General features: G+C 62.8%; 33 protein-coding genes. All 33 read right to left on the bottom strand.

From position 1 onward, the window contains the following. Positions 1-52: 52 nt before the first annotated feature. The 33 genes from V2546_RS10690 to V2546_RS10530 all read right to left on the bottom strand — a co-directional run bounded on the left by V2546_RS10690 (position 53) and on the right by V2546_RS10530 (position 26,848). Positions 53-244 (bottom strand): hypothetical protein, encoded by a 192-nt coding sequence (locus tag V2546_RS10690; RefSeq protein WP_008981402.1) that lies wholly within the window; start codon positions 242-244, stop codon positions 53-55. After that, positions 241-405 (bottom strand): hypothetical protein, encoded by a 165-nt coding sequence (locus V2546_RS10685; protein WP_329752299.1) that lies wholly within the window; start codon positions 403-405, stop codon positions 241-243. Before V2546_RS10685 ends, V2546_RS10690 begins: the two co-directional genes overlap by 4 nt. Next, on the bottom strand, positions 402-572 hold the full coding sequence (locus tag V2546_RS10680; RefSeq protein WP_278985075.1) for a hypothetical protein: 171 nt from the start codon (positions 570-572) through the stop codon (positions 402-404). Before V2546_RS10680 ends, V2546_RS10685 begins: the two co-directional genes overlap by 4 nt. Next, positions 569-2,278 carry a DUF6273 domain-containing protein gene (locus V2546_RS10675; protein ID WP_329752298.1) on the bottom strand — a complete coding sequence of 570 codons (1,710 nt, stop codon included), beginning with the start codon at positions 2,276-2,278 and terminating at the stop codon, positions 569-571. Before V2546_RS10675 ends, V2546_RS10680 begins: the two co-directional genes overlap by 4 nt. Beyond that, complete coding sequence (locus tag V2546_RS10670; protein WP_329752297.1) at positions 2,187-3,410, bottom strand: RNA-directed DNA polymerase; 1,224 nt, start codon at positions 3,408-3,410, stop codon at positions 2,187-2,189. The genes V2546_RS10675 and V2546_RS10670 overlap by 92 nt, the downstream gene beginning before the upstream one ends. Positions 3,411-3,730: 320 nt before the next feature. After that, positions 3,731-4,129 carry a four helix bundle protein gene (locus V2546_RS10665; RefSeq protein ID WP_008981408.1) on the bottom strand — a complete coding sequence of 133 codons (399 nt, stop codon included), beginning with the start codon at positions 4,127-4,129 and terminating at the stop codon, positions 3,731-3,733. A 270-nt stretch (positions 4,130-4,399) separates the two neighbouring features. Next, entirely contained in the window at positions 4,400-5,149 is a 750-nt protein-coding gene (locus tag V2546_RS10660; protein ID WP_033121183.1) for a hypothetical protein, read from the bottom strand. Positions 5,150-5,164: 15 nt separating this feature from the next. After that, positions 5,165-5,815 (bottom strand): phage tail protein I, encoded by a 651-nt coding sequence (locus V2546_RS10655; RefSeq protein ID WP_008981414.1) that lies wholly within the window; start codon positions 5,813-5,815, stop codon positions 5,165-5,167. After that, positions 5,816-7,207 carry a baseplate J/gp47 family protein gene (locus V2546_RS10650; protein ID WP_329752296.1) on the bottom strand — a complete coding sequence of 464 codons (1,392 nt, stop codon included), beginning with the start codon at positions 7,205-7,207 and terminating at the stop codon, positions 5,816-5,818. Between the two features lie 14 nt (positions 7,208-7,221). Then, positions 7,222-7,494, bottom strand: a complete 273-nt coding sequence (locus V2546_RS10645; RefSeq protein ID WP_195385476.1) for an early E1A protein — start codon at positions 7,492-7,494, stop codon at positions 7,222-7,224. A 15-nt stretch (positions 7,495-7,509) separates the two neighbouring features. Next, positions 7,510-8,085 (bottom strand): hypothetical protein, encoded by a 576-nt coding sequence (locus V2546_RS10640; protein ID WP_033121180.1) that lies wholly within the window; start codon positions 8,083-8,085, stop codon positions 7,510-7,512. A 12-nt stretch (positions 8,086-8,097) separates the two neighbouring features. Beyond that, entirely contained in the window at positions 8,098-8,508 is a 411-nt protein-coding gene (locus V2546_RS10635) for a pre-mRNA-splicing factor (RefSeq protein WP_227107479.1), read from the bottom strand. Then, complete coding sequence (locus tag V2546_RS10630) at positions 8,508-9,428, bottom strand: hypothetical protein (RefSeq protein WP_329752295.1); 921 nt, start codon at positions 9,426-9,428, stop codon at positions 8,508-8,510. Before V2546_RS10630 ends, V2546_RS10635 begins: the two co-directional genes overlap by 1 nt. A gap of 4 nt (positions 9,429-9,432) precedes the next feature. After that, a complete protein-coding gene (locus tag V2546_RS10625) occupies positions 9,433-9,657 on the bottom strand; it encodes a LysM domain-containing protein (protein ID WP_329752294.1) in 225 nt (74 codons plus the stop codon). Beyond that, on the bottom strand, positions 9,629-11,683 hold the full coding sequence (locus V2546_RS10620; protein WP_329752293.1) for a phage tail tape measure protein: 2,055 nt from the start codon (positions 11,681-11,683) through the stop codon (positions 9,629-9,631). The genes V2546_RS10625 and V2546_RS10620 overlap by 29 nt, the downstream gene beginning before the upstream one ends. A gap of 115 nt (positions 11,684-11,798) precedes the next feature. Then, positions 11,799-12,209, bottom strand: coding sequence for a phage tail assembly protein (locus V2546_RS10615; RefSeq protein WP_033121176.1), 411 nt, complete (start codon positions 12,207-12,209; stop codon positions 11,799-11,801). Positions 12,210-12,266: 57 nt separating this feature from the next. Next, positions 12,267-12,779, bottom strand: a complete 513-nt coding sequence (locus V2546_RS10610; protein WP_329752292.1) for a phage major tail tube protein — start codon at positions 12,777-12,779, stop codon at positions 12,267-12,269. Further along, positions 12,779-14,290 (bottom strand): phage tail sheath family protein, encoded by a 1,512-nt coding sequence (locus V2546_RS10605; protein ID WP_329752291.1) that lies wholly within the window; start codon positions 14,288-14,290, stop codon positions 12,779-12,781. Before V2546_RS10605 ends, V2546_RS10610 begins: the two co-directional genes overlap by 1 nt. Before the next feature lie 47 nt (positions 14,291-14,337). After that, positions 14,338-14,955, bottom strand: coding sequence for a hypothetical protein (locus V2546_RS10600; protein WP_329752290.1), 618 nt, complete (start codon positions 14,953-14,955; stop codon positions 14,338-14,340). A gap of 10 nt (positions 14,956-14,965) precedes the next feature. After that, a complete protein-coding gene (locus tag V2546_RS10595) occupies positions 14,966-15,289 on the bottom strand; it encodes a sugar ABC transporter ATP-binding protein (RefSeq protein WP_329752289.1) in 324 nt (107 codons plus the stop codon). Further along, positions 15,289-15,708 (bottom strand): Rho termination factor N-terminal domain-containing protein, encoded by a 420-nt coding sequence (locus V2546_RS10590; protein WP_008981427.1) that lies wholly within the window; start codon positions 15,706-15,708, stop codon positions 15,289-15,291. Before V2546_RS10590 ends, V2546_RS10595 begins: the two co-directional genes overlap by 1 nt. A gap of 22 nt (positions 15,709-15,730) precedes the next feature. Beyond that, positions 15,731-16,801 (bottom strand): major capsid protein, encoded by a 1,071-nt coding sequence (locus V2546_RS10585; protein WP_329752288.1) that lies wholly within the window; start codon positions 16,799-16,801, stop codon positions 15,731-15,733. 18 nt (positions 16,802-16,819) lie between these two features. After that, a complete protein-coding gene (locus V2546_RS10580; RefSeq protein ID WP_008981429.1) occupies positions 16,820-17,227 on the bottom strand; it encodes a head decoration protein in 408 nt (135 codons plus the stop codon). After that, positions 17,227-18,447 (bottom strand): head maturation protease, ClpP-related, encoded by a 1,221-nt coding sequence (locus tag V2546_RS10575; protein ID WP_008981430.1) that lies wholly within the window; start codon positions 18,445-18,447, stop codon positions 17,227-17,229. Before V2546_RS10575 ends, V2546_RS10580 begins: the two co-directional genes overlap by 1 nt. After that, entirely contained in the window at positions 18,434-20,011 is a 1,578-nt protein-coding gene (locus tag V2546_RS10570) for a phage portal protein (protein WP_329752287.1), read from the bottom strand. The genes V2546_RS10575 and V2546_RS10570 overlap by 14 nt, the downstream gene beginning before the upstream one ends. 156 nt (positions 20,012-20,167) lie before the next feature. After that, entirely contained in the window at positions 20,168-20,434 is a 267-nt protein-coding gene (locus V2546_RS10565; protein WP_118647711.1) for a hypothetical protein, read from the bottom strand. 15 nt (positions 20,435-20,449) lie between these two features. Further along, entirely contained in the window at positions 20,450-22,372 is a 1,923-nt protein-coding gene (locus tag V2546_RS10560) for a phage terminase large subunit family protein (protein WP_329752286.1), read from the bottom strand. After that, the gene (locus V2546_RS10555; RefSeq protein WP_227144331.1) at positions 22,356-22,931 is read right to left on the bottom strand and encodes a protoporphyrinogen oxidase; all 576 of its coding nucleotides are present in this window, start codon (positions 22,929-22,931) and stop codon (positions 22,356-22,358) included. The genes V2546_RS10560 and V2546_RS10555 overlap by 17 nt, the downstream gene beginning before the upstream one ends. A 243-nt stretch (positions 22,932-23,174) precedes the next feature. Beyond that, entirely contained in the window at positions 23,175-23,813 is a 639-nt protein-coding gene (locus V2546_RS10550) for a serine/arginine repetitive matrix protein 2 (RefSeq protein ID WP_329752285.1), read from the bottom strand. Positions 23,814-24,052: 239 nt separating this feature from the next. Next, positions 24,053-24,550 carry a hypothetical protein gene (locus V2546_RS10545; protein ID WP_195385490.1) on the bottom strand — a complete coding sequence of 166 codons (498 nt, stop codon included), beginning with the start codon at positions 24,548-24,550 and terminating at the stop codon, positions 24,053-24,055. A gap of 12 nt (positions 24,551-24,562) precedes the next feature. Next, on the bottom strand, positions 24,563-26,290 hold the full coding sequence (locus V2546_RS10540; RefSeq protein ID WP_329752284.1) for a DNA methyltransferase: 1,728 nt from the start codon (positions 26,288-26,290) through the stop codon (positions 24,563-24,565). Continuing rightward, complete coding sequence (locus V2546_RS10535; RefSeq protein ID WP_329752320.1) at positions 26,283-26,630, bottom strand: hypothetical protein; 348 nt, start codon at positions 26,628-26,630, stop codon at positions 26,283-26,285. The genes V2546_RS10540 and V2546_RS10535 overlap by 8 nt, the downstream gene beginning before the upstream one ends. Further along, positions 26,630-26,848, bottom strand: coding sequence for a hypothetical protein (locus tag V2546_RS10530; RefSeq protein ID WP_329752283.1), 219 nt, complete (start codon positions 26,846-26,848; stop codon positions 26,630-26,632). Before V2546_RS10530 ends, V2546_RS10535 begins: the two co-directional genes overlap by 1 nt. Positions 26,849-26,855 lie beyond the last annotated feature (7 nt).

Raw genomic sequence — 26,855 nt, 5'->3', positions numbered from 1 at the left:
CACCTCATAAAAGCCGGAGGGCCGCAGGACGCGGCCCTCCTTGTTGTTGGGCTTACTCCTCGACGTCGTCGAAGTAGCCCATGTCGACGAGATACTTGTGCACGCGGGCCTTCAGCTTCGCGGGGACGTTGTCCTCGGTGATGCGGCCCATGATGATCTCGCCTGCATACAGACGTACCAGCATTTCACGCTCCTCCTTTCCTGCAATTTTTAATAATAGCCACGCGAGGGCCCGGGCGATCATTCGCTCGCCCCTTCCTTCGCGGTGCCAGCGTTTGCGGCTGCCTCGATGGCAGCGATGGCGTCCTCGACCTGCTTGCGCAGCTTCTTCGGGACGTCGTTGGTGGTCATGGTGGAGCCTTCGCGGGTCAGCTCCCTGACGTACAGCTCGACGATCTTGCTCATGCTGTTACCTCCCCTCCGTCGCCGTAGACCACGTCGGCCAGCTCCATGATGCAGCCTTTCAGCAGCTCGATGGTGTCAGCCTGCTCGGCGATGGTTTTGTCCTTCTTGGCCTCTGCGGCCTGTTCGTCGTTCAGCTTTTTGATGCTGTCGGCTCTGTGCTTAATCATGCAAAGTTACCTCCGATCGACTGGATGTAGCAGGTCTCCGTAGCAGAGCCGCGGAGCAGCTTGGCCTTGACCTTGACGCCCCATGCTGCGGCCGTCTTGGTCTGGTTGGTGAAATAGTGCTTCTGGCCGGTGCGGGCCTTCTGCGTGATGTCCTCCCACGTCGGGCTCGCGTCGTTGCCGTTGTTGCAGATCCAGACCTGAAGCGTGCAGCCGGCCGGGAAATTGCCCTGAATGTTGACGAGGGCCTTGGTCGGCATGGCGTCGGCCTCCATAGCGAGGGTCTGCTCGAACTCGACGGACGTGACGGCCTTGGTGAAGGTCAGCGTCCGGGTGACGCTGGCGTCCTTGGCGTCGGTCGCCACGATCTTCAGGGTGTGGCTGCCGTTCACGACCTTCAGCCACGCCTCGGAGCCGATCGTCAGCGTGTTGGTATGGCCGAGGGTCACGGTGTAGCTGCGCAGCGTGACGCCGTCCAGCATCTCCACGACGTCGACCTGATGGCCGTCGGCGTCGGTGACGGTGTACTCGTAGGACGGGGCCGCCGTGCTGAAGCTGCCGAGGGCGCCGTCCGTGCCGCTGATGACGGGCGGTCGGTTATTGGTGACAGTGCGGGTGGCGCTGGTGGTGTACGCACTCTCCGCGCCGGCGGCGTCGTATGCCTTGACGCGGTACTGCACGCTCGTCCATCCGTAGGTGATGGCGTCGGTGTAGCTGCGCGAGGATCCCTTGTAGATCTGCGCCCATGTGCCGCTCCCGACCTTGCGCTCCAGAACGTAGCCGGAGAGGTTGCCGTCGGGGTCGGTGGAGGCCGCCCACGAGATGCTCAGGTTCTCGCCGCCGAGCACTTCGCTCGGGACAGTGATGGACGACGGCGCTGTGGGCGCCTGATTGTAGATCACTGTATAGCATCCATCCGAGTCGACGGAGTCGGAGATCAGGAGATCAGAGGACAGATTACAAGCGGGGCGCAGGCCGTAGCTGCCGTCGTAGGCGTCGCGCCAGCTCAGAGTGCCACCGGCGTAGACGCGGCGGGCGCTGCTGGCCGAGCCGGCATAGGCGTCCCGCAGCCAGTAGTACCACGCGGCACCAGAGCCCGGGTTGCCGGAATAGTTGGAATTGGCGACGCAGGAGGCCGTCACGGTGGCGATGCGGCTGTTGTTGTCGCTGAAGATCGCCAGCTTGCTGCCGCAGACGTGGTCACCGCTCAGGCCGACCTCAGTGCAGGACAGGGGGAAGATCTTGTCCGTGCAGGTCTCCGTCCCGCCGCCGTCTGTGGAGCTCTTGCCGACCGTGATGGTGGTGTTCAGCAGAGCCGCCCGCTCGTTGGCGGTGAAGGCGTTCAGAAAACCGGCGAGGCCACTGTACGGGTTGACGCCGTTCCAGACGTGGGAGGAGTCCGGCGTCTGGTCTGCGGAGTGCTGTGCGGTGTACCACTGGCCGGCAGACGCGGGGCTGTTGAGCCACTGGCGCAGGTTCGAGTAGATGTAGCGGTTGTTGCCGTAGTTGCGGCGGTCGCTGTTGCCGTTACTCGGTTCTGTCGCGTCGAAGCACAGCATCTTGATGATCTGGTTGGTCACGAGCGTGACGCTGTTGGAGGGGTAGCCTGCGTGGTTCTTATCGGCCACGATCCAGACGATCGGGCTGCCGTACAGGCTGCCGAACTTGACCTTCGACTTGTTTGCGAGGTTGCTCAGTTTTTGGGCCATGAGTTGTGTCTCCTTTCGGTGATGGTTTGAGCTCCGGGAAATAGCTGAAGAAATAGGCGTCCATGTTCTGCCGCAGGTGGTAGGTGTTGCCGTGTGAGATGTGGCCCGTCCAGCTCGCGTAGGATTGCACGACGCTGTCGAGTGTCATCTTGCTGGAGTCCACCAGCCCGCGGAACTTGCGGATCTTGTGCTTCATGTTGTCGATGCTCTTGGCTCGCACTTTCCTCACGACCTTGCCGGTCTGCGTGAGGTAGGTGTGAAAACCGAGGAAGTCGATGCCGTTCTTCAGCGGGAGGATCTGCGTCTTGCCGTTCAGCCGAAGGCCGAGCGGCTTGATGTACGCCTCGATCTCCTTGAGTATCTGCCGGAGCAGCAGCTTGTCGCTGTGGATGATGTAAAAGTCGTCCATGTACCTGCCATATACGAGGCCGCGGTCATCCCTCAGCCAGTGGTCGAAGGCGTCCAGATAGAGCAGCGCGAGCAGTTGGCTCGACTGGTTGCCGATCGGGATGCCGGGGTCTGGCGTGCTGTCGATTATGAGCCACAGCAGCCACTCAGCGAAGTCGATCAGCTCGGGATCCTTCAGCCACTTCAGGGCCCGGCGGGCCGTCTCGTAACAGTAGGAATGGAGCAGGGTGTAAAAGAACTTTGAAAAATCGCCCTTCAGTACCCAGCCGTCGGCGTAGTCCCACTCGTTCATCGGTCGGGGCGGCAGGCCGGCAGCCTTGCGGGCTGCTTCGTCTGCTGCCTTTCGGCTGAAGAAATAGTGGCGCATGGCCGCAGCCAGACGGTCGAGGCCGTCGTGGGTGCCTTTGCCGATCTGGCCGGCGTAGTTGTCCCGGATGAAGCGCCGGGAGAACGCCGGCTCGAGGACGTTGTCGCAGAGCGAGTGCTGGACGACTTTGCCCTCGAAGTCGATGGCGAGGACGAGCCGCTCCTTGGGCTCGTACACCGTGAAGGGGTAGTAGGGCCCGAAGGAATAGTCGCGCCGCTGGAGCCTCTCAGAGAGGGCGACGGTGCGCTCGATGGCCTCCATGCGGTAGCGCATGGCGGTCGGGTTGTCGCGCTTCCCGCAGCGGGTTTTGCGGTATGCTTTGTAGAGCGCGATGGTGCTGTTTACGATATTCTCCATTGAAAAGTCTCCCCGCCGTGTATAGCTCCGGCCACGCTTTGCGTGCGCCGCCGGGAGCATCGGCGGTCTTGTGTTTACCCATGACCGGGCCGGCCAGACGGCCGCGGCTGCGGGAGGGATATGCCTTCCTTGGATGATGGGGCACAGTGTTCGCCGTCCGTCTCCGGGCGGTTAATAAGTCGGGCGATCCATCGAAGCGGGGCGCAGGCCGTTGTTGCCGTTGTAGGCGTTGTTCCTGTTCAGAGTGCCATCGGTGTTGACGTTGCGGGCGTTGTTGGCCGAGCCGGCACGAAAAAACAAGGCATACCCCGAGGGCCGCCTCACTGGTGACGCTTCTGCGCGTCCAGCTTGGCGGCCCTCTCTTTATCCGTTTTGTACCATTTGGCGGTCTGGTTCTTCACGCCGGCCGCCATCTTCGCCCAGTATGCAAAGGCGTCATCGCTGAAGCCGCTGAGGATCTCATGCGCGAGCTCGATGTGGTGGATCAGCTTTCGGCAGTTGCGAAGCGCCGACCGCTGCGCGCGATACCTGAGCTCACGCTCCTCGGGATCCGTCAGGAGCAGATCGTTGGCCTCCATCAGATCGGCGACGAGGTCGCTGGCCTCGTTCATCATCCTCTGCGCCAGACCGAGCCGCTCCTTCTTCGGGAAAACGGCCGGGTTTCTGGTCTTGATGTAGGTGTGTTTCTCGAGCTCCTTGGCGTCCGTGATGACCTGCATCTCGGGCAGTTTGTCACGGCCGAAGGGCGGGCGGCCTACATTGGCCCGCTCGTATGGCCGCGAGTGTCCGTTGCTTGCCGTAGTATCTCACCTCCTCGCCTTTGATTGTGACGCGGGCGCTGCTGCCGTCGTAGGTTTTGCCCTGAATGACGATGACGCCGTCCTCCCGCTTGCAGCAGGAGCAGGGCAGGGCCAGCTCGACGAACAGGTGCGCGATGATGCAGGAGGCTTCGGCCGGTGGGATTGGGGTGTAGTTGTAGCAGTTTCCCATCAGCACTCGAGCCTTTGAAGTGAAGCGTTCCAGACGCCAGACTTCAGCGTGATGCCTGTTAAGTCTGCGAATGTGATCTGGAACGGGTTGCTTGTGATGTCGCTGAAAACGGCGTCCCACAGCGTTGCGATCTTGCTGGTGTTCTGGCCGACCGCGTTGCTCAGGTCGTTGGCCGATGCCTCGGCAGCCTGCGCGATTGCGATGGCCTGCCGGGCGAGTGCCAGAGCCTCCTCGGCCGTAGCCTGCGCGCCGAGGGCGATGGCCTTGTAGGTCTCGTAGTCCTCTTTGGTGGCGTAGGCGTCGGCGGGGATGTAGGCGGTCACGTTGGTGGCCGTGCCGATCGCGGTGACGATGTCGATGGTTTTCTCGACGATGGTGGCGCCGCCGGAGGGCGGGATCCACTCGGCCAGATCGCCGCAGTTGCCGTAGCAGTACAGCACCTCGCCGACCTCGGGATCGGGATCTTCGGCATAAAGGCCGAGCTCGCGGTAGTAGAAGCCATCGGTCTCGTCGCCGTTGGTGAAGATGCCGCCGACGGCCACGGTGCCGTCGCCGTTGATCTTCAGTTTCGTGATGTCGACGGTCGCCTTCGGGCTGACCACGCCGGTGAGGGTGCGGGGCGTCTGGCCCTCCTCGAGGTAGCCATCGCCGAGGACGATCTTGGTGTAGTTGATCTTCTGGCCGGCCACGCCCTTCGCCAGAACGATCAGGCCGGCGGTGGTGATGTCGTTGTTGATAAATGCAGCCATGTCTATCTCCTTTCCTTAGTCTGAGATGACCGCCGCGTCGGTGCCGATGCTGACGGTCTCGCGGTTGTTGTCGTGGACGACGGCCGCGTGGTAGATGTGGATCTCGTCGCTGCCCATGACGTGCACCTCTTGGGTGTGATCCCTGACGGCCATGCCGGAATAGAGGAACATTTCGCCAGTCAGGCAGATCAGGATCGCGTCGAGCCACGAGCTGCGGCGCTTGACCGTCCGCAGCAGCTTCAGGAACAGGTCGAGGTTGCTGTTGACGAGGCTCGGGTTGTCGCTCAGCACCTTGAAGTGATGCGGCTGCCCGCCGTACTGATACCACTCCCTGACCTCGCCGGTGCCGAAGTAGTCGGCCACGATCTGCTCCACGGCGTATGGGGTGCCGAGTTTCGCGTAGACGCGGTCGCTGCTGCGGATGACGGCCCGCTTGACTGCTATGGGCGCGGTGCTGTCATACCACTGGATGTTCAGCTCCCACGCCATTTCGTCGAGCTCTGCATCGTTGAGTTGGTCGATCTTGTCCCACCTGCTCAGGAGCTTCAGGCGCGCATAGGCGTCGCGGCTGATGATGTCGCAGCCGGTGGCGAGGCCCTTGTCGCTGCCGTCCTCCTGCATCCACGCAGGCAGCAGCTTGACCATCTCGGTCTCATTGAGCCGCATTTACACCACCTCGCTCTCGACCTTGTGGCTGACAGTCAGGTGGCCGCTGAACTTGGCGACTTGCGTGTCGTCGAGGGCCTTGTAGGTCGGCTTGACGACGTCCACGCGGAAGGCGCCTGTCAGGTTCTCTCCCCACGAAGGCGAGAGGATCCGCTTGCGGAGCTGGTCGGGGTTGATGTCCCGGCCGAGGGCTGCGACTTGCCACTCGTTGTAGCGGTCGATCGCGCCGCCTGTGCCTTCGACGTTGGCGATCACCTCGGCCTCGCTCTCCGGCGTGGTGTAGTACACGATCTCGATGTCGTAGGTCTCGACCTCCGGGGGCACGGCGCTCACTTTGTCAGTGAGTGGCCGGATGTCCTTGGCGTTGACCACGTCCAGCACCTTCGCCAGCATGGCAGCGTCGGGGATCCCGCCGCCTTCCAGCAGGGGCACGATCTTGACGCAGCCCTCCAGCGTGCGGGTGATGATGATGTCGATGCTTTCAGCAGCCGCGAGACTGCCCTTGAGCGTGATGGCCAGCAGGCCGTCGGCGTAGTCGACGGTGTAGTCCGTGTCCTTGACCGCCGCCGTGCTCTGCCCGTGGGCCTTCACGACGAGGGTGTCGGTCAGAAGTGTGCCGCCGCCCTTGAAGGCTTTGCCGTCGTAGACCGTGAGGGTCTCGCTGACGGTTTCCTTCTCGCTGACGGCCTTTGCGTCCACGATGGAGCTGTCGGCCGTCATTACCCAGTAGATGTAAGCCTGTTCAGGGCCCGCGGTGGATCTCTTGGCGGGCGCCAGACGGATCCGCTCGCGGAGGCGGTTGTCGCCCTCGGTGGTGTAGGGCTCGCCGTCATCGCCTCCGGCCGTTTCGGTCAGATTGGTGACGGACTCGATGTAGGGGATCAGGTCGACAAGGGTGGTGATCGTGCCGGCTGCGTAGCCGTTGAACTTCGTGCCGTTGCTCACGGCCGAGGTCGGCACCTCCACAGAGTAGGCGCCAGCTTGCAGCACAGCGATCTCGTCGGTTGCAAAATAGTTTTCGCTGTCCGGCGTCACCTTCGTCCACTTCGGAATGATGATGTTTTTCTCCTGCGGCGTGGAGACGGAGAAGCGCATGGTCGTCTTGGCCGGTGTGCCTTCCAGTCGTTTCACGTCCTGTCGCTCGCCGATGGCGTCCAGCACCTCGCCCCTCGCATAGCGGAGGAGCGTCTGCCGGCCGACGTCGTTGAGGCTGTTGTAGAGGGCAACGAACACGGGCACGAGAGCCTCGCCGAAGATCCGGCGCTCGTCGCCCGGGTAGAGCGGCTCGCCGGCGCCCTTTTCGAGCTCGGTGATGATGGTCTTGTATAGGGTGCTCGCGTCTGTCGTGGTGAGTTTGATGTCCTCGCCGTAGGTGTTTGTCGCGTCGCTCACGCTGTTCACCTCCTTCATGTGATGTTCTCGATGCTGGCCCGCAGCTCGAAGTCGCCGGTCTGAGCGGTCAGGGCCTTCAGGTCGGAGTCACTGAGCTGCACGCGGGGCTCGTAGGTTTCCACAACGAACTCCACGTCGGCGGCCAGATCGGTCGCAGCGGTTTCACTCGGCTTGTCGATCAGCGTGCGGTCGATCCCCTTGATGCGCTCGTAGGGCACCTCCCCGCGGATGGTCTTGAGGAGGTTCTGCACACAGATCTCGGGCGCTCCGTTGCCAGATGCTTTCATTGGGATCACCTCGCTTTACTTGAGCTGCGCATTGGTTGGCTTTTTGGATGCTTTGGCGCTGCTGGAGGCTCCGACGTTCACAGCCGAGGAGCTGATGCCGAGCTCCTTGTAGGTGGCGATGCCCGCCGCCGACTTGGAGCTGCTGCCGCTCTTGCCGCTGCTGCTGGATTTTCCAGAACTGGCCTTTTTGCTGCTGGCCTCCTCAGCGTACTCTGTCAGCTTGATCGTGATCTTGCCGGTCAGGATCCTGCCGAGGTTGTCCAGCTTGGTGTCTGATAGGCTCACACCTGTGAGCTGAAGGTTGGCCGGGCCGAAGCGCCGGCCGGCCAGATAGAAGGGGGCATACTGCCCGACCAGCGCCGTCCACGACTCGTACTCGCTGCGCACGTCGCAGCCGACCGCGGCGGCCAGATCGAAGTCGAAGCTCATGCTTTGCAGCTTGAGCGCCTTGGTCTTGGTCGCCGGGGATCCGGCTTTGTCGTCGCTGTTTTCCGTGTCGAGCTCGACGCTGTGAGAGACGCCATTCAGGGCGGCGATCCTCTGGCTGGAGACGCCCCACGTCTTGCCGTTCCATGATGCCATGACGGCCATGTCTATCCCTCCTTACTGCGGGCCAGAAGTGCTGCCTCCCATGCTGTCGGTGTGGGTGTGGCCGGTCAAGCTGATGCCCGTGGCGGTCACGTCTGCCGACGGGACGCTGATGCCCTTGTCCTGCATCGTGAGCGCGCCCTTCTTGACAGTGATGTCGCCCGGGACGATGCCGTCCCACTCTCCGTCCATGCGGGAGAGGATGATGCCGGTGCCGTCCTCGAACATAGCATAGGCGACTTCTGTTCCGGGGGTCAGGTTTCCCATCTCTCCGCGCAGATACCACGGGATCGTCAGCGGCCGTGTGACCATGCTGTCGGCGGTGCTCGGGAGCACTCTGGCCGTGGTTTTGTCGCCGTTCCTGTCGGCCTTTCCCTCCACGCTGGAGATCTTGCCCTTCTGGATCATTTGGTTGTTGCTGTTCATCAATATCCCTCCAGTGGCTTGCGGAGGTATAGCTTGCTCCGCGTCTTGACGTAGTCGTGCCGGATCCGGCTGATGAAGGCCGCGCCGTCCCACGACTTAACGCCCTCGGTCGCCAGCGCGACCACAGATCCCGCCGCATAGTCTCGCAGCAGCGAGCCCGTCCAGAGGGTGCCGACGGTCGCGTTTTTGTTGGCGTCCCGGAGGAGGCCCTTGGCGAAGCGGTCGGCCTCGCTCTGGTCGGTCATGCGGAATGGCAGGATCCGGCGCAGCACCTTGTCGCCGCCGTTCGGGGCTGCGAAGGTGCCGGTCAGGCCGCCGTTGACGGCTTCGGCCGAGCCGTAGGCGTTGGTGCCCTCGTCTCGGTACTCGAAGTCATTGGCCGGGGTGATGGTGATGGTGTCGACGGGCTGCTGGCTTTCCATGTGCGCCTCGTCGTAGACGACCAGCTTGCCGTCATACACCAGAAACGCCGCGCCCTCGAGGGTGCAGCGGTTTTGAAAAAATGCGAAGTCTGCGAGGTTGTTCTGCTCGACGTAGTCGTAGGTCTGGTCTGTGATCCCGTAGGTCTCGAGTGTCAGGCCGTGGCGGCCGGCGATCTCTTGGGCCAGTTGCAGAAACTTGACTTTTTCCCACGACTTGCTCCGCTTATCCTTCGCAGACTGCGGGACGGAATAGGCCCGCAGGGTGATGATCCCGGACTCGGGGACGACGCTCTCGACGAACATTTTGCCCGTCTTGGCCGCGCCGTCCTCGATGGCGATGCTGTCGCCCTTCTTGGGGTTCCACGAGTCCCACAGCTCGCGGGTGTCGTTGAGCTTGAGCAGCAGCTCGTCGCTCTGCTTTTCGGCGTACATATCGTGATAGCAGCGGTGGACGCTGATGTCCGGGTAGACGTCGACGCCTTCGTATAGGATCTTCACGGCGTCACCTCCTCCACGGCGGCAGGGTCTCCGGCGTTTCCACGGTCTCGACGATCGGGATCCGCACGGCCTCGCCGCCCTCGAAGATCAGCACGTCGCTGAGGTCGGGGTTGGCTGCGATGATGGTGCTTGCCATGCGCTCCTCGTTGTAGGCGACGAGCGCGATGCTGTCGAACGTGTCGCCGCCCTGTGCCACATAATCAATAAAGCCGACTGTCTGCTGTGACATAAGCGCCGCCCTCCCTTCTGCTGAGTGCCTCGAGAATGAAGTCGATGAACTCCGGCTCGAGGTCGCGGAGCTTTCGGATCAGTACGTCCTCGTCAGTGTCGCCCTCGACCTTGATCTGCGGAGAGAAGGACAGGCCACTCAGGTCGTAGACCACAGCAGTGCCGGAGCCGCCGCTGAGCAGCTCGTAGTCGCTTTCGCCGTCAGATGCCCCGAGCATCCGGCCCGCCTCTGCCCAGTAGGACAGGTTTTGCGAACGGTATGCAGGGTTGAAACTGATGACCGCCTCGGTCGGGTAGCGTGGATCCTCGCCGGCGATGGACGGCCCTCTTGTGAAGCCGCCGGTCGCATAGCCAGAGACAGACGCGCTGCCGCCTCCACCTCCGGACAGGCCGGCGATCTTGGAGATGACGCCGGAGCCGAAGCTGACGATCTTCGATACCCAGCCGACAATCGTGCCGAGCACGCTGGCGATGGGTTCCAGAATAGACAGCAGCGGAGTCAGCAGTGGGGTGATGGCGCCGATCAGGCTCAGGATCGGGGGGAGTAGTGCCTGAACGAGCTGCATCAGGGGATCAAGCAGCGGCATGATGACGCTGTTGACGATTTGCAGGGCCACTTCCAGCAGCGGGGTGATGACCGGCAGCAGGCTCGAGATGATGCTCACCAGCACAGGCAGCACGGCGCTGACGATCTGCGTGATGATAGGGAGCACGGTGGCAAGCAGGCTGGCAATAGGCGGCAGGATCGCGGAGACGATCTGCATGAGTGGCGGGAGGAGCGTCTGCACGAGGTTGAGAAGCGGCGGGAGCAGAGTGCTCATTAGCTGCGTCAGAACTGGCAGAAGGTCGGCCGCGAGCTGAGAGATCAGGGGCAGAACGTCCTCGAGGGCGTCGGCCGCGCCGGTCAGGAACTCGTCGACAAACGGGGCCGCAGCCTCGACCGCCTTGGAGATGGCCGGAGTGATCTGCTCCATCAGTTTTTGCAGGGTCGGCATGAACTTGTTGAGCCCGTCGAACACAGTGTTCGCCATAGGCTTTAGGGCCACTTCGAGCCCCTGCTTCATAACCTGAAGCCGCTCGGCGAAGTCGTAGGTGTCATCAGCTGCGCCGGCGATTGTCTCGCCGTTTTCTTGCAGCTCAGCCGTCAGGTCTGCGACGGCCAGAGAGCCGTCTCGGATTGCTGCGGCCATCGTGGAGCCTGCCCTTGTGCCGAAGATCTCCGACGCGATGCTGGCGGCCTCTGCGGCCGTCCCGGCGTTTTTGATCTTTTCGTAGTACATGGCGAGCCCGTCGCTGGCGCTGATGCCCTCCTTGGCGAGTGTGGCGACGCTCTTTTTCATAGCGCCGAGCACTTCGTCGGTGTTTACGCCGGCCTTGTCGAGCTGGCCCATCAGGGCGCTCGCCGTCTCGAAGGAGTAGCCCATCTCCTGAAGCTGCGGGCCGAACTTCTGCATATCTGCCATCAGATCTGTGAAGCCCATGCCTGTGCTCTGGCTGACCTTAAAGATGTAGTCCATAGCGCCGCCCATGTCGTCGGCGTCGATGCTCCACTGTTGGAAGGCTTGGCTCGACTCCTCGATCACGCTGCCGAGGTCGTCCCCGAGCATATCACTTACTTGGATGGCTTGCTTGGAGATTTCCTGAAGCTGCGGGCCGGTGAGGCCGAGGCGGGTGTTGTAGTCTGCGATCGCCTTGCTGGCGTCCTCCATTGTGGTCGGGACGCTCTTGTAGACGGCGTCGAAGTCATCCAGAAGCCCGTCCAGTGCGTCGCCGGTTGCGCCGGTTCCGATGCGGATAGCATCAGCAGCGTCGTCGAAGGACGCGCCGAGATCCTTCATATACTTTCCGGCCTCTATGACTGCCTTGCCTGTCGCCACAGCGATGCCGCCCACGGCTGCACCAACGGCCAGCGCCTTCACGTTCAGGCCGCTGATTTTCTTCTGAGCCTGTTCGATGGCTTTGCCGAGTGATGGGTCGATGCTGCCGGCCAGATTGACGACCGCCTGCATCGTTTTTCCGTTTGCCATGTGCGTCACCTCCTTCTGATGTGTGGCTTCTTAAAGCTGGCCGCACGAGTCGGCCGGCTCGCTTGGAACCGCTTGGCCTCCTCGACGGCCTCCCCGTATTCGGTCAGGAAGTCGGTCAGCCTTCGCTCTCCGAGGTCTCGCGTTGATGTGTGGAAGGCTCGGGCGTAGTCTCGGATTGCGCGTCGGAGCTGTCGGGGGTGTAGGGTTCCTCCGACTTCCCGGAAATAAAATCCCGGCCGATCCTCATAATCTTCATAACGTCGTAGCCGCGGACGCGCTCGAGGTCGGAGATGTCGATCTCAGGGTTGACCGCGATGATGGCAGCGAAGCCGAGGTAGAGGTGCAGGCCGTAGTCCAGCTCGGCCGCGCCGGCTGCGTTGCCATTCTTGGAGCCGCTGGCGCTCAGCTTTCTGGCGTCAGCTTCAGCAAACGCCTGTGCGGTGATCTCGCTGATGTCATAGGTCAGCTCGTTGTAGCTCTTGCCGTTGATCTGCACAGGGTTGTCGAGCTTGATGGTGTTCTTCATTGGGTGCGTCTCCTTTCGATAAACAGAGGGCGCCGCATAGGCGCGGCGCCCTTTAGGTTACAGCAGGCTGCGGATGTCCTTGGCGTAGTCGACGCCGCCGACGCGCAGGATCGTGTTGAGCTGGTCGATCATCCAGTATTCAGCGCCGCCGACGTAGAGCTGGTAGCGGCTCACGGCAAACGTGGCCTCGTTCTCGCTGGTGTTGCCGGGATCCACAGAGAGGCCCGGGATGCCCTTAGAGACGCAGCGGAGGAACGCCTTGCAGCCTTCGGTCTTGGTGGAGCCGTCGGCCTGCTTGACGTCCTGAGCCCAGCGGATCTCGATGGTCTTGCTCTCGAGCTTCATCATGTTCCGCAGGCCGAGGTCGATGCCGATCTTGGTGATGGATGCCTCCATAGCCTCGATCTGGCCGAGGATGGGGGCGGTATAGGTTCCCATAGCCTTGAAGTCAGCGGTCACGGGAGTGACAGCCGGCAGCGCGATGGTCACGTCTTTGGCGACGAGAGTGCCGCCGATGTAGACGGTGTCGGCGAGGATGGGGCCCTTCAGGTCGAGCCACAGGTTTGCCATTACTCGTCACCTCCTTCGTAGTAGACAGAGAAGCCCGCGTCGGTGTAGGCGACGTAGACGCTCGCAGACTTGAGGGGCGGGGTCGGGGTGACGGCGATGTCCCAGCGGAAGTCGCCATTCATCACGTCCGTGGTGCTGTTCTCGCTCTCGAGGAACAGGATCACGGGCTCGCCCAGCAGGGCGCCCATGCTCACATAGCCGTCGAGCTTCTCCTGCTCGCGGTTGATGATGCGATCCTTCAGCGCGCGGGTCATAGGGCTGTCGATCTCAGGGCTCCACTCGCGCTGGAAACTATTGGTGATGTGCATGAGCATACGCATGGAGACGTCAAAGATCGCGCGAGGATCCACGTCTGCGCCGTATGTGTAGGCGGCCGTATGGTCGCCCCACAGTACCCACTCGCCTCCCCATGCGACGGCGGTGCTGATGCCGTTCTGCGTCAGCTCCTTGCCGGTCTGCTGGTCGAAGCCGCGGTTGTTGGCGTTGGCCCCGAAATACTGCTTGATGACGGGGATGGCCTTGTTGCCGCAGGTCTCCATCGGGACGCTGTTGTGGCTGAAGTCAGCGCGCATAAGCTCGACCACGGCCAGCGTGCTCAGGTGGAACACGTTGCCGAGGTTGTCCACAGCCTGCGGCCAGTAGACCTTAGAACGCTCGCCGGTGAAGGCGTTGGCCTTCTTCCATGCGATCGCCTTGGTGATCGTGTCGACCGCCTGCGCGGTGCTGTCCACGAGGGGCAGGTCGGCCACGACGAAGGCGTCCCAGTGGCCGTTGATCTTCTTGCAGGCCGTCAGCATGGCGTTGTAGACGGCAGGGCTGTGACTCCAGCCGGGGGCCGCGATCAGATTGCAGACCGCGAACTGCTCGGGATAGAGCAGCGCGATCGCGCTCAGGCCGCTGTACTCGCCGGAGGAGGTGGCGCCGCCGATGATGTCGCTGTCTGCGATCTCAGAGTCGTCCACCTCGCTGAAGCTGGCCGTCAGGCTGCCGGCGAGCTGCGCGTCGTCCTTCAGGCTGGTGATGATGACCGTGCCCTTGGTGAAGTTATAGTCCACAGCGTAGTCGGTGCCCTCGACGTAGTTGCCGCTGTCATTCTTTGCGATGGTCAGGGTGTCGAGGATGATCTTGTCGCTGGCGAACTCGGCGCGGCCGCCGGTGAAGGTGAGGGTCTTGGTGGTGGCCGTCTCCTTGCGGTGCTTGCCCGCGGAGGGGTCGAGCACATTGATGACGTAGATCGGGCCGATGTTCCCGAGGGTGTTGTTGAAATGCGCGTACACGGCCTCGCACAGGGTAAAGGTGCCCCAGTCGGACGAGTAGCCGATCTTCTTCTGAGCGTCGACCAGACTGGTGATCTTGATCGGCGCGTTGATGATGCCGGCCTCGCCGAAGCCGCGCACGAGGTTGACGGGTGCCGTGCCGATATAGACCGGTGTGGTGCCCGCCTGCACGGCGCTCTGTGCCACGGTCTCGCCGATGTGGCCGTAGGCGCCGTAGAGGTATTCGTTTGCCATCTGCTTATCCTCCTTTGCATGAAATTAGAGCAGCCGAGTGGCTGCCCTTAAAGCAGGTGTTGGTAGCTTTTCGGGTTGCGGGTCAGTGTCTCCTCGATGGAGAACTCAGCCCATGCAAACCAGTACGGGTAGAAGTCGGGGACGGCGTCTTGCTCCGTGACGGGGCCGAAGGTGATGCCCTTCTCCTTGATGACGCGGAGGTCGCCGAGGTACTCGGCGTTTTCAATCAGCCGGAGAGCTGTGTCCACAAAATTCCATGCGTCACGCCAGCCCTCTCCGTTCTTCACGAAGTAGGAGGCCGCCGCCTCGTTGCATTGCTGGATGTAGGTGCCGCTGCCGTCGCCCTTCGGCTTGAAGATGTCGGGCCCGTGGTAGCCGGGATCCCACGCTGAGAAGCAGAGCCGGATCTTGATGTCTCGGGCACTCTGGAGCAGGTCGTCGTCGCCCTGAACGATCTGCACGCAGACCGACGGGATCGGCGCGGCGATGTTCGGGGGCGTCCTGTCCTTCGATGGTACGAAAAGCGAGAACGCGGCCGGGTTTACCAGCTTGTATGGGTAGGAGGCGTCCGTTGCGTTGTCGTCGGGGAGCTTCAGCTTGACCAGAGGGCAGACCTCGGCGGTCAGCCAGTCCCGGACGGTTTCGATGCTGTTGACGATGGACATGGGGCACCTCCTACATGGTGACAGTCTGGCCGAGGGCCACGGTGGCGATCCCCACGTCCTCGCTCCAGTCGTTGACGATGTACTCGCGGCCGTCGACGTTGAGCCCTTCGCCCGCCGGGCGCCGAGCGGGAAGATCCTCGACCGCCGCGTAAAGCAGCAGAGAGGACTCCGCGACGCTCAGCTCTTGCCCCCCTTGGCGTTCCTTCAGGGCGTTGTCGTCCAGCACGGCGGCGATGGCTTTGCCTTCGACGGTGTGCTTCTCACCGAACTCGTCGAGATTGAGAAACGTGCGCCGACGGTCAGCCTCGACCATCGCCTTGAAGCTGAAGGCCATCAGACGGGATCGGCGGCGCCGATCTGAGGGGGCTCCTCGTCGTCGGCACCGTCATCAGGCTGCTCGGCCTTGGTGGCCTCGATGGCAGCGATGACGTCGGCCTTCTTGCGCATAGCAGAGGCGTCCACGCCATAGCGCGTGGCCACTTCCTTCAGCTCGTCGAGCTTCATGTCCTCGTTGTACTCAGGGGCCTCGTCGGCCGCGGTGTTGGTGCTGGCAGGCTCGTCGGCGTCGTCGCCGGGAGCGGGTGCGGGCTGCTCGGCGGTCTCGCCCAGCTCGCCGATGTACTTGGCGACGCCTTCCTTCACCAGACGGGCCTCCAGCTCGTCGTCGAACTTCTGAGGGCCATCTGCTTCAGTGATGGGGATCACCTTGCGGCCGTTATAGTAGCCGAAGGTGCCCTTGATGATCTGGATCATACTCTGCTCCTTTCTGCTGCGCTCAGTCCGTCAGGACGTCCGCAACGATGAACGGGTTCTTGTTGTTGGGGATCATCAGCGGGCGGCTGGAGATGGTCAGCGTGCGGCTGTTGCCTTCGGCGCTGCTCACATACTTCGGCACGCGGCGGCCGGCGTAGGTGTGGAACTCGCCGTCGCTCTGCTCGACCTGAGAGACGGCGCCGTAGGCGGTGCGGCCAGCGCCGGGAGCGGTGAGGATGCACTTGCCGGACGGGATGTAGAGCTTGTCCTTGCCCTCGTCGTCGGTGTAGGTCAGGTCGTAGGAGATGACGCTGATGATGCGGCCGAGGACGTTCAGGCGGGCCACGATGGCAGCGCCGTCAGGCAGCAGCTCAGGCTCCACGTTGCCGATCTCGATGCGGCGGTTGTCGAGGAGCTTCTGCACGGCCGCGTCGTTGATGATGGTGTCAGCCACGTCCGGGGAGCAGACCAGATCAGAAGCGCGGAGGCCGCGCTTGGTCAGCATACGGATCATGGCCTCCAGATCCTTCAGGATCTTGCCGCCGGTGGCGTCCCACTTGGCCGTCGGGGTGTAGGTCGCGGGGTTGCTGGCCTCGGAGTAGAAACGGATCTCCATCTCGTCGGCCTTGTCGACGTCGTCGGCGATGTGCTTCATCACGCAGCCATTGGTCAGCATGGTCTCGGCGGCCATCGCTTCTTCGCGGTTGGTGATGAGCTCGCCCAGCTCGTCAGCGTCGCGCAGGATGAGGGTCTGCTGGCGCTGCTCAGGGGTGAGCTGAGAGTAGAGAGCCTCGCCGAAGCCGCGCTTGCGCAGCTCGTCGAGGGTCAGGACGCGACGGGGAGCCACGAAGGGCGGGGTGTAGCGTTCCATATTGTAGCCGGCGCGCAGGACGGTGACGCCGCCCTTGCGAGGGGCCACGAAGGGCGCCAGCTTCTTGCTGCCGTCACGGAACTCGACGAGCACGTCGTCGGTGGCGAAGATGTCGCTCGCGTCGTTGGTGGGGAAGTAGCGGTCACGCAGGAAGGTCGCAGCAGGGGTGAGCTGCTGCACGGCCATGAGCAGCGTGTGGGTGTCGTAGAAGTTAAAAGGCATTTTGTTGTCCTCCTTCTCTTAGTATTCGATGGCGTCGGAGAGCAGGATGCCGGCCTTGCGCAGCTCCTCCTCGTCGGTCGCCTTCAGGGTGTAGCCGCTTGCGACAGCCAGCTTGTTGCGGGCGAAGTGGCCGGTGCGGTAGGCCAGCACGGTCACGTCCGCGGTGGTGCCGACTTCCACGTCCTCGGCGAGGATGCAGTTGGCGGTCAGGGTTTCGTTGGTGGTCGCGGTGGAGCCGAGGATCACCAGCTTGCCGTCGCCGGCGGTGCCGGCAGACAGGGCCAGCACGGTGCCGCGCTTATAGGTGGCTGCGGCGGTGGCCTCCTTGCGGATGGTCACGGTGAACACGTCAGCGACGGGCTCGTTGGCAACAATCAGACCGTCATAGCCGACGCTGCCGAGGTTTTCGTCCAGTCTCTTGCTCATTACTTCTTACCTCCGTTCTGAGACTTGGTGGAGTTGTAGAGGCCGACGATGGCGTCCACCTTTGCCTTGTCGTCGTTTTCGCTGCCTTCCTCGCCGCCGTTAGGGGCAGCGCCGACGCCGGCAGCGCCGGACTCGTCGTTGTCAGCCTTGGCGTCCTTCAGGTGCTTGGCACCGAGGGCCGCCTGCTTCTGCATAGCCTTGAGCGCGAGCTGCTCAGCGGTGCAGGGGGTCTCGCCGTACTTGGCGTCCCTGACGAGCTGCGCGTCGCCCACACTTGCGGCGATGCTGTCGATGGCCTCGATGCGGGCACGTTCCTGCGTTCTGGCAGTTTCGGCCGCCTGCTGCTCGATCTGAGCCACGACGTCGGGGTGCTGTGCTCTCATTTCTTCGAGGGTCATGGTCTTGTTGTCCTCCTTCTTGGGGCCGTCGTTCTTGGCGGCCGCGTGTTTATTTCCAGCCGCAGGGGCGGCGTGGATGCTGTTGTCGATGGGGATCGTCCCCGGGATGTGTCTGAAGCCCTTGACGTCGTGCCGGATGCCGGCGACGAGGAGCACCTTCTTGTCGGCGCTCAGGGTGACGTCGGGGCCTTCGTCTGTGAGCAGGGTGTCGGCAAAGCCGTTGTCAATGGCCTCCTGCCCGACCATCCACGTCTCGCGGGTCATCATGCTGCGGAGCTGGTCGACCTCGAGGCCGGTCTTGGCGTGGTAGATCTCCGCGATGGCCCGCTCGCTCGCGTCGAAGTCCTTCTGGAGCTTCTTCAGGTCTGCGAGGGTGTAGTAGTCGTAGAGCAGCCCGGCGACGCCGTGGATCATCACCATGCTGCCGGGATAGACCTGCACCTCGTCACCTGCGCAGGCGATGACGCTGGCCGCGCTGGCCGCGATGCCTTCCACGACGACGACCTTGTGGCCGGTCAGGCCCTTGATGGCGTTGTGGATGGCGATGCCGGTGTAGAGGTCGCCGCCGCAGCTATTGATCTTGATGGTGATGTTGCTCTTGCCCTTGACGGCCGCGAGATCCTCCATGAAGCTCTCGGGCGCGATGTAGAGGCCGGGCTCGGGCTCGCCCGTCCACCAGTCCACAGGCTGACGGCTCACGACGTCGCCGTAGAGGGTGATCTCGCCCTCGTCGTCGCCGATGCTGGCGACGTTCCAGAACTTGATCGGCGTGCCCGCAGTCTGAGGCCCGGCGCAGAGCCGGGGAGTGTTATGCGTTCTCATGCTTGTCTCCTTCCTTGATGCTTTTGATGGCCTCGGCGACGATTGCCTCCCGCAGAGCTGCGGAGATCGTGCCGCTGGCCGCTGTGCTCTGGTCAACCTGCCCCTGCGCTGCGCGCAGCTTCTCGTTTTCCCGAGTGAGCTGGTCGACGTTGGCGTCCCACTGACCGCCGTTGAGTCGGATGGTCGCCTGCTCTCTGGTCGTGATGCCTTCGCCGATGGCGAGGATCTCGGCCGTGATCTCCTTCGTCGGGTCGAGCTGTCCCTGAGAGGGGCCGATCCACTCGGCGCCGAGGTATGCGGCGCGGATCGCCGGATCTGCGAAGAAGCCCGGGGCGCTGATGCGGCCGCGGGCGACGGCTTCAGAGAGCCAGATCTCATATACCGGCGTGCAGAAGTCATCGACAAACCACTTGCGCCTCATGCGGAACGCCTTCCACGCCTCCATCAGGGCGGCGCGGCTGGCGCTGTACGAGCTGTTGAAGCTCTTGAGCAGAAGGTCGGCCGGGATCTCGAGCGCGGCGCCCACCTGTTCACAGATGGCGCGCAGGAAGGTGTTGAAGCCACTGGCCGGCCGCTTGGGGTCTGCAAAGGTCACGTCCTCGCCGGGCTCCATGATGTTGATCTGGCCGGGGCCCATCTCGTACTCGTTAGGATCTCGGCTCACCTCCGGCAGGCTGCTCCCGACCTCGTTGAACGGGTTGTCGCCGGCGCCTGCCTCGGTCTTGATGAAGGCCGTGAAAAACGACTCGACGACCGCCGCAGTCAGCTCGCTCTCGGTGTAGCGGCGAAGCTGGAGCAGGGGCTCGATGACCTGCGCGAGATAGCTGACGCCGCGGTATTGATCCGGGCGCTCGCTCTCCATGACGTGCAGGATGTTCGGCAGGCCAGTCCGCTCGCCGTATGCCTGAACACGGGCCCACGTTGTCGTCGTGCTGCCGAGCTCGAAGGGGTAGGTGCTGCGGATGTGGTACGCCTCGATCTGGCCGTCGACGTTCACCTCGACGCCGTCGTAGATGGTGTTTCCGTTGGCCGCCTTGCCGGTGGTCAGCAGCATCGGGGTGATGATGCCGGAGGTCGTTGGCGTGGCGACTCGGTCGGCCTCGATCAGGTGCAGGCGTAGCGAGTAGGGCGTGAGCAGCGTCGGCTCGTACTGCTTCACGACGGCGAACACGTCGCCGCTGACCAGCCACGAGGAGAGTGCGAGCTGCTGCATGGCTGCGAAGTTGTTGACGCCGGTGGCGTCGCACGCCCTTTTGTTCTCAGACCAGAGAGCGAACTCACGCTCGGCCTGAGCCTGCCATGCGTCGGCGGCCTCCTGCGTCATGCCGAGCGCCTCGCGGTCGATCCGACTCTTGAGCTGGAGGCCGATGCCGACGACGTTGGTGCGGTTGGTGCGGATGGCAGAGGTGGCGATCGGGGCCGCCATGTAAAGCATCCGAGCACGCTGCCGCAGGGTGTAGTTGTTGGCGTCGATGTCCTCCTTCGGGCTGCCGCTCATAGCTCTGAAGCCCTTGGTCGCCTTCTTGTGCCAGCTCGCGCCGGCGTCGCCGTAGCCCTTATTCACAGGGCGCGGCTGCTGCCGCCTGTTCTGTGGGCGGCTTCTGCTTTTTCTTTTGCTGATGGTGCTCACCTCCTTCATGGTGAAGATGGCCGAGTCGGGAGAAAAGGAGCGAAAACTCCCGGCGTCGGCCTATGAAAAAAGCCCCTTTCGGGGCTTCTTTCACCAGTCTCGGGGCACTACTCCCACAGCTTTTCGCGGCTTCTCGCCGTTCAGTGCGGCCTCGAGGGCTTCGATGTCTGCCTCGAGCTGTTTGATGGCGGCCCGGATGGATCCGAGGTCGGTGTTGTAGCGGGCCAGATTGCGCGAGCCGATGCCGTAGCTCTGGACGCCTCCGTCCAGCATCTCGGCCTCTCGCTTCAGGTAGAGCTCCAGCCGGTTCCTCTTGATGGAGAGCTGGTACTCGATTTGTTCGCGGGTCTTTCTCATTGTGGTCTGTCCTCCTTACCAGTCGTCGAAGGCGTCGGCCCGGTTGTGCCGTTGCCGCTGCCGTCGCTGTTGCGGGGCCTTCGGTTTTTCCTCCAGTCCTTGCAGGCGGCGCTCGATGGCGTCCATGTCGGGGTTGATGATCTTGAGGCCGGCGTTGGCGTAGTCGCGGCAGTCGAGGGCCTCGTTGCGGTTGTGCCCGGGCAGCTTATCCCACGCCCAGCGGTCGCCGCGGCGCGTGTGCGTGAGCACCAGCTTTTCGGAGAGGAGCCCGTTGAAGAAATTGAGGTCATAACCGGCGTCGGGGTGCCGGTTGAAATGGCAGTATTTTGGCCCGGGCTCCTGCACCTTCAGATTAGCCATGATCGTCGCCTTGCCGGCGTCGACTCCGATGGTGTAGAGCCAGCAGGTGATCCGCTTGTTGTCGCGGATCGGCACCTTGCTCGGGGGCGAGACGAAGGGGATGCCGTCGCCGCCCTTGCCCTTGATGGCAAAGACGCGCTTGCCGACGCGGGCCCGGCACGCCTCATAGACCTCTTGGGTGAAGTGGCCGCCGGAGTCGACGCAGGTGATGGAGATCTTCAGGCCGCGGCCGTTTTTGAACTTGTAGACGTGGTCGACCACGTCATCGAGCCGCTGCCAGACCTCCGGGGTGTCTGGCCGGCCCATGATGTAGCCCTTGACGACGCCCCACGTCTCGCCGTACTTCCCGTGACCGACTACCTCGTATTCGAGGCGGTTGTCCTGAGTGTCGACGCCGCAGGTCAGCACGAGCACGCCGTCAGGCAGCTCCACAGGGGTGCCGTCCGAGCGGGTGCCGTAGTCCTCACGGCGGGCGAGCATGGTGTCCTCGTCCTCGAGGTCGCCGCGATCTTCCCACAGTTGGCCGAGCAGGGTGTTGTAGACGACCTTGAGGCGCTGCGGGTCATCCTTGGCGTCGAGGAACTTGAGGACGATCTTCTCCCACGGAGTCCACGGGCTCGAGAAGGCATTGAGCCAAAAAGAACGGACGCCCTTCTTGTAGGCGTCCGGGTTGTCGGCGATCCACTTGGCCGGCTGCTTTCGCATGACGTCCTCGGGGATCAGGCAGCCGCACGCCGGGCAGCTCCACGAGACGCCGCTCTTGAGGCTCCACGACTTTTTCCCGCGGATCCTCTTGGCCTCCGGGTCGAAGTGGATATTGTCGAACACGATCTCGCTGTACTCCCCACACTCGGGGCAGCGGTGGCACCAGCGTTCCTGCGTGCCTTGGTAAAAACTCGTTTCGATGTTGCTGTTGCCCTTGATGGTCGGGGTGGAGACCTCGACCGCCTTGGCGTTGTAGAATGTGGCCTGACGTGCTTCGGCCAGCGCCCACGGGTCGCCCTCGGTGCCGGCGCTGGTCGCCCAGCGGTCGCGCTCGTCGCCGATGATATAGCGGGCAGGCGTGGAGGCCAGAGCCGAGGCACTGTTGGAGCCGGTCAGGGTGAGCATCCCGCCCGGGAACGACTTCTGGAGGATCGTGTTGCCGCTGTCCTTGGCCTTGACGTCGTGCACCTTCGCCTTCAGGGGTTTGCTGTCGCGGATCATAGGGGCCACGCGGAGGCGGCTGAACTTCCGGGCGTCGTCGATGGTCGGGTGGACGTAGAGGATGCTGCCGGGGTCTTGATCGATGATGTAGCCGATGATGTTGAGCTCGAGCTCAGACTTGCCGACCTGAGAGGCGGCCACCATGACTATTTTGTGCACCTTCGGATCCGTAAAGGCCCGCATGGGCTCCTCGAGGTACGGGGTGCGCTTGGTACGCCACGGGCCGGCCTCGGCTGAGCTTTCCGGGGAGAGGCGGCGGTGCTTGTCGGCCCACTCGTCCACGGTCAGGCTCTCAGGCGGGGCGAAGCGTTTGACCGCTCCGGCGATGGCGGTATTGAGCTTCGCGGCGGCTTTTTTAGTCGTCCGCGTCATCGGCGAGCTGCTCGCCCCAGCCTTCCCGATCCCTTACTCGCCGGGCGTACACCTCGGGATCGTATTTATAACCGGCCAGCTCCGTCAGGATCTTGTAGACCTCTGTGCGGATGATCTCAGACGCCTCGGCGGGTGTTGCTGCGCCGGTGACGTCGACGGCCAGACGGCCCGGCAGGGCCACGAGCATCGACCTGATATTGTAGACGAGGTCGGTCATCACAGCCTCGACGTCCTCGCTGCGGTGCATGGTGCCCTCGAGCTCACTGAGCTGGAGGGCGGCGATGTCTGCCTTGCTGCGCTTGAGGTCAGCCTCAGCCTCCAGACGTCGGCCCTCGATCTCGCTGTCCTTCTTCGACGGCTCCCGGCCGTTGGCCTTGGCCGTCAGGTATCGGATGTACCTCTGGATCGTCGGCAGCAGGTCATAGCGGTTGGCGTTGCCTTCCTTGACCGCGGCGATGACGCCATCCTTGGTGAGCTGCTGCACTCGGCGGGGCGTCATGTCGAACAGGGCCGCGATGGTCTTGCTGTCGACGAGCTTGTTGTTGGTTGGGTTCGGCATGGTGCTCCCTCCTTTCTGCTGCTCGGGCGAAACGAAACGGCCCGAAAAAAATTTTCCCCGGCTGCGCGTTTTTTGGGCTCGCCAGCACCGCAGGCCAGAGAGGCCCGTCACAGTACCTTGCGGCGCTGCGCGTGGCCGTGGAGGCGTCTGCGCGGCGCTGTGGCGCACTCTGTGCGCGTCTGGCGGTGTGGGGCCGGGCTCGGTGCAGGGCGCCGTGGTGGGCGCCCTGCGGGCCGCTGTGGGCTACTTCCCGAGAGCTCGGTCGAGGTTGTGCTGGAGGCGCTTGGCCGTCTCCTCTTGGAGTCGGGTCATTATCTTCTCATTGGTGCGCTCGCTGGTTATCATGGAGGGCACCGAGATGGTGGTGAACTTCTTGATGTCGGTGCGCGTCCGGCTCATTCGCTGGAATGGAATGGCGCTGACGCCGCCGGCCTTGGTGTTGCCCGTCCCCATGAGGATGTTGTGCGATCGCTCGGAGTACGGGCCGCCCGGGGTGCGGGTGTTCAGGTAACGGCCGATGACCTTCTTCTGCCCCTTGACCACCTGCATCCGCAGCGTGTAGCTCTTGCCCGGCGGTGCGGTCTTTGGTGTCATGCCGAAGTGCACAGGGGTGAGCATCCGGCCGGAGTAGGTGATGGTCAGCTCCTCGATGGTCTCTCCCGAGACGTTGGCGCTGCCCGCCGTCTTCTTCGGCTTGCTGCTGTTCTTGCCGGACGGGGTGATCTCGCCCTTCTTGATGTTGTAGACCGATGTGACTTCCTGAGCGATCCAGCTCGGCGCTCTTGCCTTGACGTCGCGGACGGTGGCCTTCACGGCCTTGCGGCCCTGCTCGTCGATCTGCGCGACAGTGTCCATGAGCTTTTGGAAGTTTTCGACCTGCATGGTGATAGTTGCCTTTGCCGTTATTGTCACCTCCTGAATATGCAAAAAGAGACCGGCGGGCGTTGGTTCGCCCGTCGGCCTCTTGCCGTCGGTTGTTATTCGGTTTTCCTCTGGTCAGCCGCTCGGAATTGTCACGGCGTTGCCCGTGTGTCCGGCGGTCTTTTGCAGGATATAGGATAGCACGGGTCGCTACTGCTTTTCAATTCCTTTTACTTCCCTTTTGTTCCTTTTACTGCGTTTTACTGCCGCAGCTCAGGCAGGGGCTCCAACTCGTCCAGTACGGCGGCGAGGTTGAGCAGGGCGCGGCCGTGGATCTTGTATGTCCTGTTCTGGTAGGCGTCCACTCTGTCGATGTAGTCCCGCCGATCACCGAACAGGACGCCGCAGGTGCTCTCCCAGTCGGCCCGGTCGAAGTAGCGCAGCCGGATGACGGCGCGCTCGTCGGGGTCGGAGAGCTGGAGGATCAGGCCCTCGATGGCGTTGCGCTCCTGCTTCTCCTCAGCCTTGAGCCGGTCGATCTGTTCCTCGAGCTCCATTTTCCGCTCCACCATCATGCCGGTGCGGTCGGATGGTGTGCCGGATCCGCGGGGCATACCTGTCAGGTCAGGGCCGGGCGGGGAGGCCATCGTCATCTCCATGCGGTCGAGGCGCTCGAGTTGGTTGTCGATGTCCCTCAGCATGGCGGTGTAGGCCGCGAGCCTGTCCTTGATCCGTTGTGTGATCGGCTTCTCGCTCATTATGTCAGGGCGTCACTCCTGCTCACCTCCTTCCTCGTCAGGCTCGAAGATCGCGGCGATCTCCTCGCGCGGTAGCTCTCGGCCTTGACGGACGCAGCGCACGTTATTGTCTCCAGTTGTTTTGATGTAGCGCCGCACGATCACGTCGCACCATTTGGGTTCGAGCTCGATCATGGCGCAGGTTCGCCCGGTGTTCTCGCAGGCTATGAGCGTCGAGCCTGAGCCTCCGAAGAAGTCGACCACGAGCTCGCCCGGCCGGCTGCTGCTCAGAATGGCCCGCTCGCACAGTGCGATCGGCTTCGGCGTTGCGTGCCCGCCTGCGTCGTCTCTTTCTGCTGTGTTTGTGATCGGGAAACGCCACACATCGGTCATTATGTCATGCTCGTCGCTGTCGTTGTGTGTGTTGTCGAAGAAGGCGCGCAGCTCCATCGCTTCTGTTTTCATGCTCTGGTATGCCTCGGACGGCTTGTTGCGCAGTTTCATCACTTGATCGTGTGGAAGGCTGAAGGCTCGGCCCTTAAATGCCTGCTGGAGCTTTTTGTAGTGCCACTCCGGGATCGGCGTGAACTGCGATTTGCTAAACCAGTGCCCCCACATTTGAACGCCGGTGATCTCCGTGAGCTGCTTGGCCTTGAGTCCGACCTTCTGAGCCTCTCCGACCATATAATCGAGGATCGCCTCGTATGCGTCGTTGAAATGGTCTTTGTTATTGTTGAAGCCTTCGACGCCGCACATAACAAAGAGGCATTTCTCGGTTTCCCTCGGGTAGCTCCGCATGAGCTCGCTGTTGACTCCGAAGGCTGAGTGCTTCGCCCATGTGATGTAGTTTCTGAACGTGATCTGGTTCGCGGCGATCATCGGCCGAAGGATGAAGGCGTAAATATCCATGAGCGGCTCGTCGATGCCCCAGCAGTACCAGCTCCCGTTTTCCTTCAGGATCGAGAAACTGAGCGCAATCCACTTCTTGTTGAACTCGAGGAGATCGTTCTGGTTCTGGTTGTCATTCTGGACGCCGTCGCTCTCTTTTCCCATGCCGTATGGCGGGTCGGTGAAAATAAGGTCGGCGCGCTGCCCGTCGGTTGCCTTCTGAACGTCGCCCATCTTCAGGCTGTCACCGCAGTAAAGCCGGTGGTCTCCCAGCAGCCAGAGGTCGCCGGGTTCGGTGAATGGTTCCTCTGGCGGCGCCTCGGGCTCGGTGTCGCCGTCCTCCTTTTCCGACTCGTCATCATGCAGAGCTTCGGACAGAGCCGTGACAAGATTGCCGTATTCTTCCTCTGTGTAGCCGCTGAGCATGAACGGGATCTCGCCGGTGTCGATGTCGGCGAAAACCTCGGCGAGCATCTTGTTGTCAGTGGTGGCGAGCTCCGCGATGCGGTTGTCAGCCGTCAGATCGGCCAGCTCCTCGGCCTCGCTGGCGTAGTCCTGATAGTCGACCGGGGCGTCGGTCAGGTCGTCGAGCTGCGCGGCCATGAGACGGCCGTGGCCCTTGGTGACGAGCCCGCTGCGCTTGCTGACGGTGATCGGGGCGCGCCAGCCGGTCGCCCGGATGATAGAGGCGAGAAGTTTGATCTGCTCCGGCGGGTGCTGGTTGGGGTTTTTGGGATTAGGCCGCAGATCCTTCAGCGGGACGATGGCGTCGTGCGCACAGAACACGGGGACGCTGCCGGCGTATGCCTTCGGCGTGGCCGTGGTGCTGTACTCCTCGATCTCGGGGCCGGTCTGCGGCTGTGGTTTATTCATGGCCGTCACCTCCTGCTGAAAATTGATTTTCAATCCACTTGTGGAGGCTGGAGTCCCGCCAGTTGTTTCGGCCGTCAAGACGGTTTTTCAGCCGTTCCAGCTTCGCCTCCTCGACCTCCTCGGTGGATCGGTGGAAGATGATGCGGAGCTGGTCGAGCATGATCTGGACGTCGGCCATCTCCTCGATCACGTTACCGATCGCTGCGGTCACTTCGCAGCCAGCCTGTGCCCGTTTGATTTTGCAGAGGGCTTTGGTCAGCTCGGCCATGTCCATTTGTGCCGGCGCGCCGTAGGTCGTGATCGCACGATCCAGCAGGGCCCGGCGTTCCTCCGTGGTCATCACGGGCGGCCTCCCTTCGTCAGCTCTCTGACCAGTATGACCACGAGCACGATCACGATGATGGCGAGGGTGATGGCGGTCGGGATCCAGATCGGGGCAAGTACCCACAGCCAGCTCCAGTTGATGACGCCGGTGAGCTTCAGGACGATGAAGGCGACGGTGAGAAGGCCGCAGAAGCCGATCCCGCCGGCCGTCGTGTTGTTTCTTTCGTTGTTCATGTATTAC

The organism is Clostridium sp. CM74B_53, assembly GCF_036318045.1.
Lineage (GTDB): Bacteria > Bacillota > Clostridia > Lachnospirales > Lachnospiraceae > Pilosibacter.
Note: the sequence above shows the minus strand (reverse complement) of the source record. Positions and strands in the feature narration are given on the sequence as shown.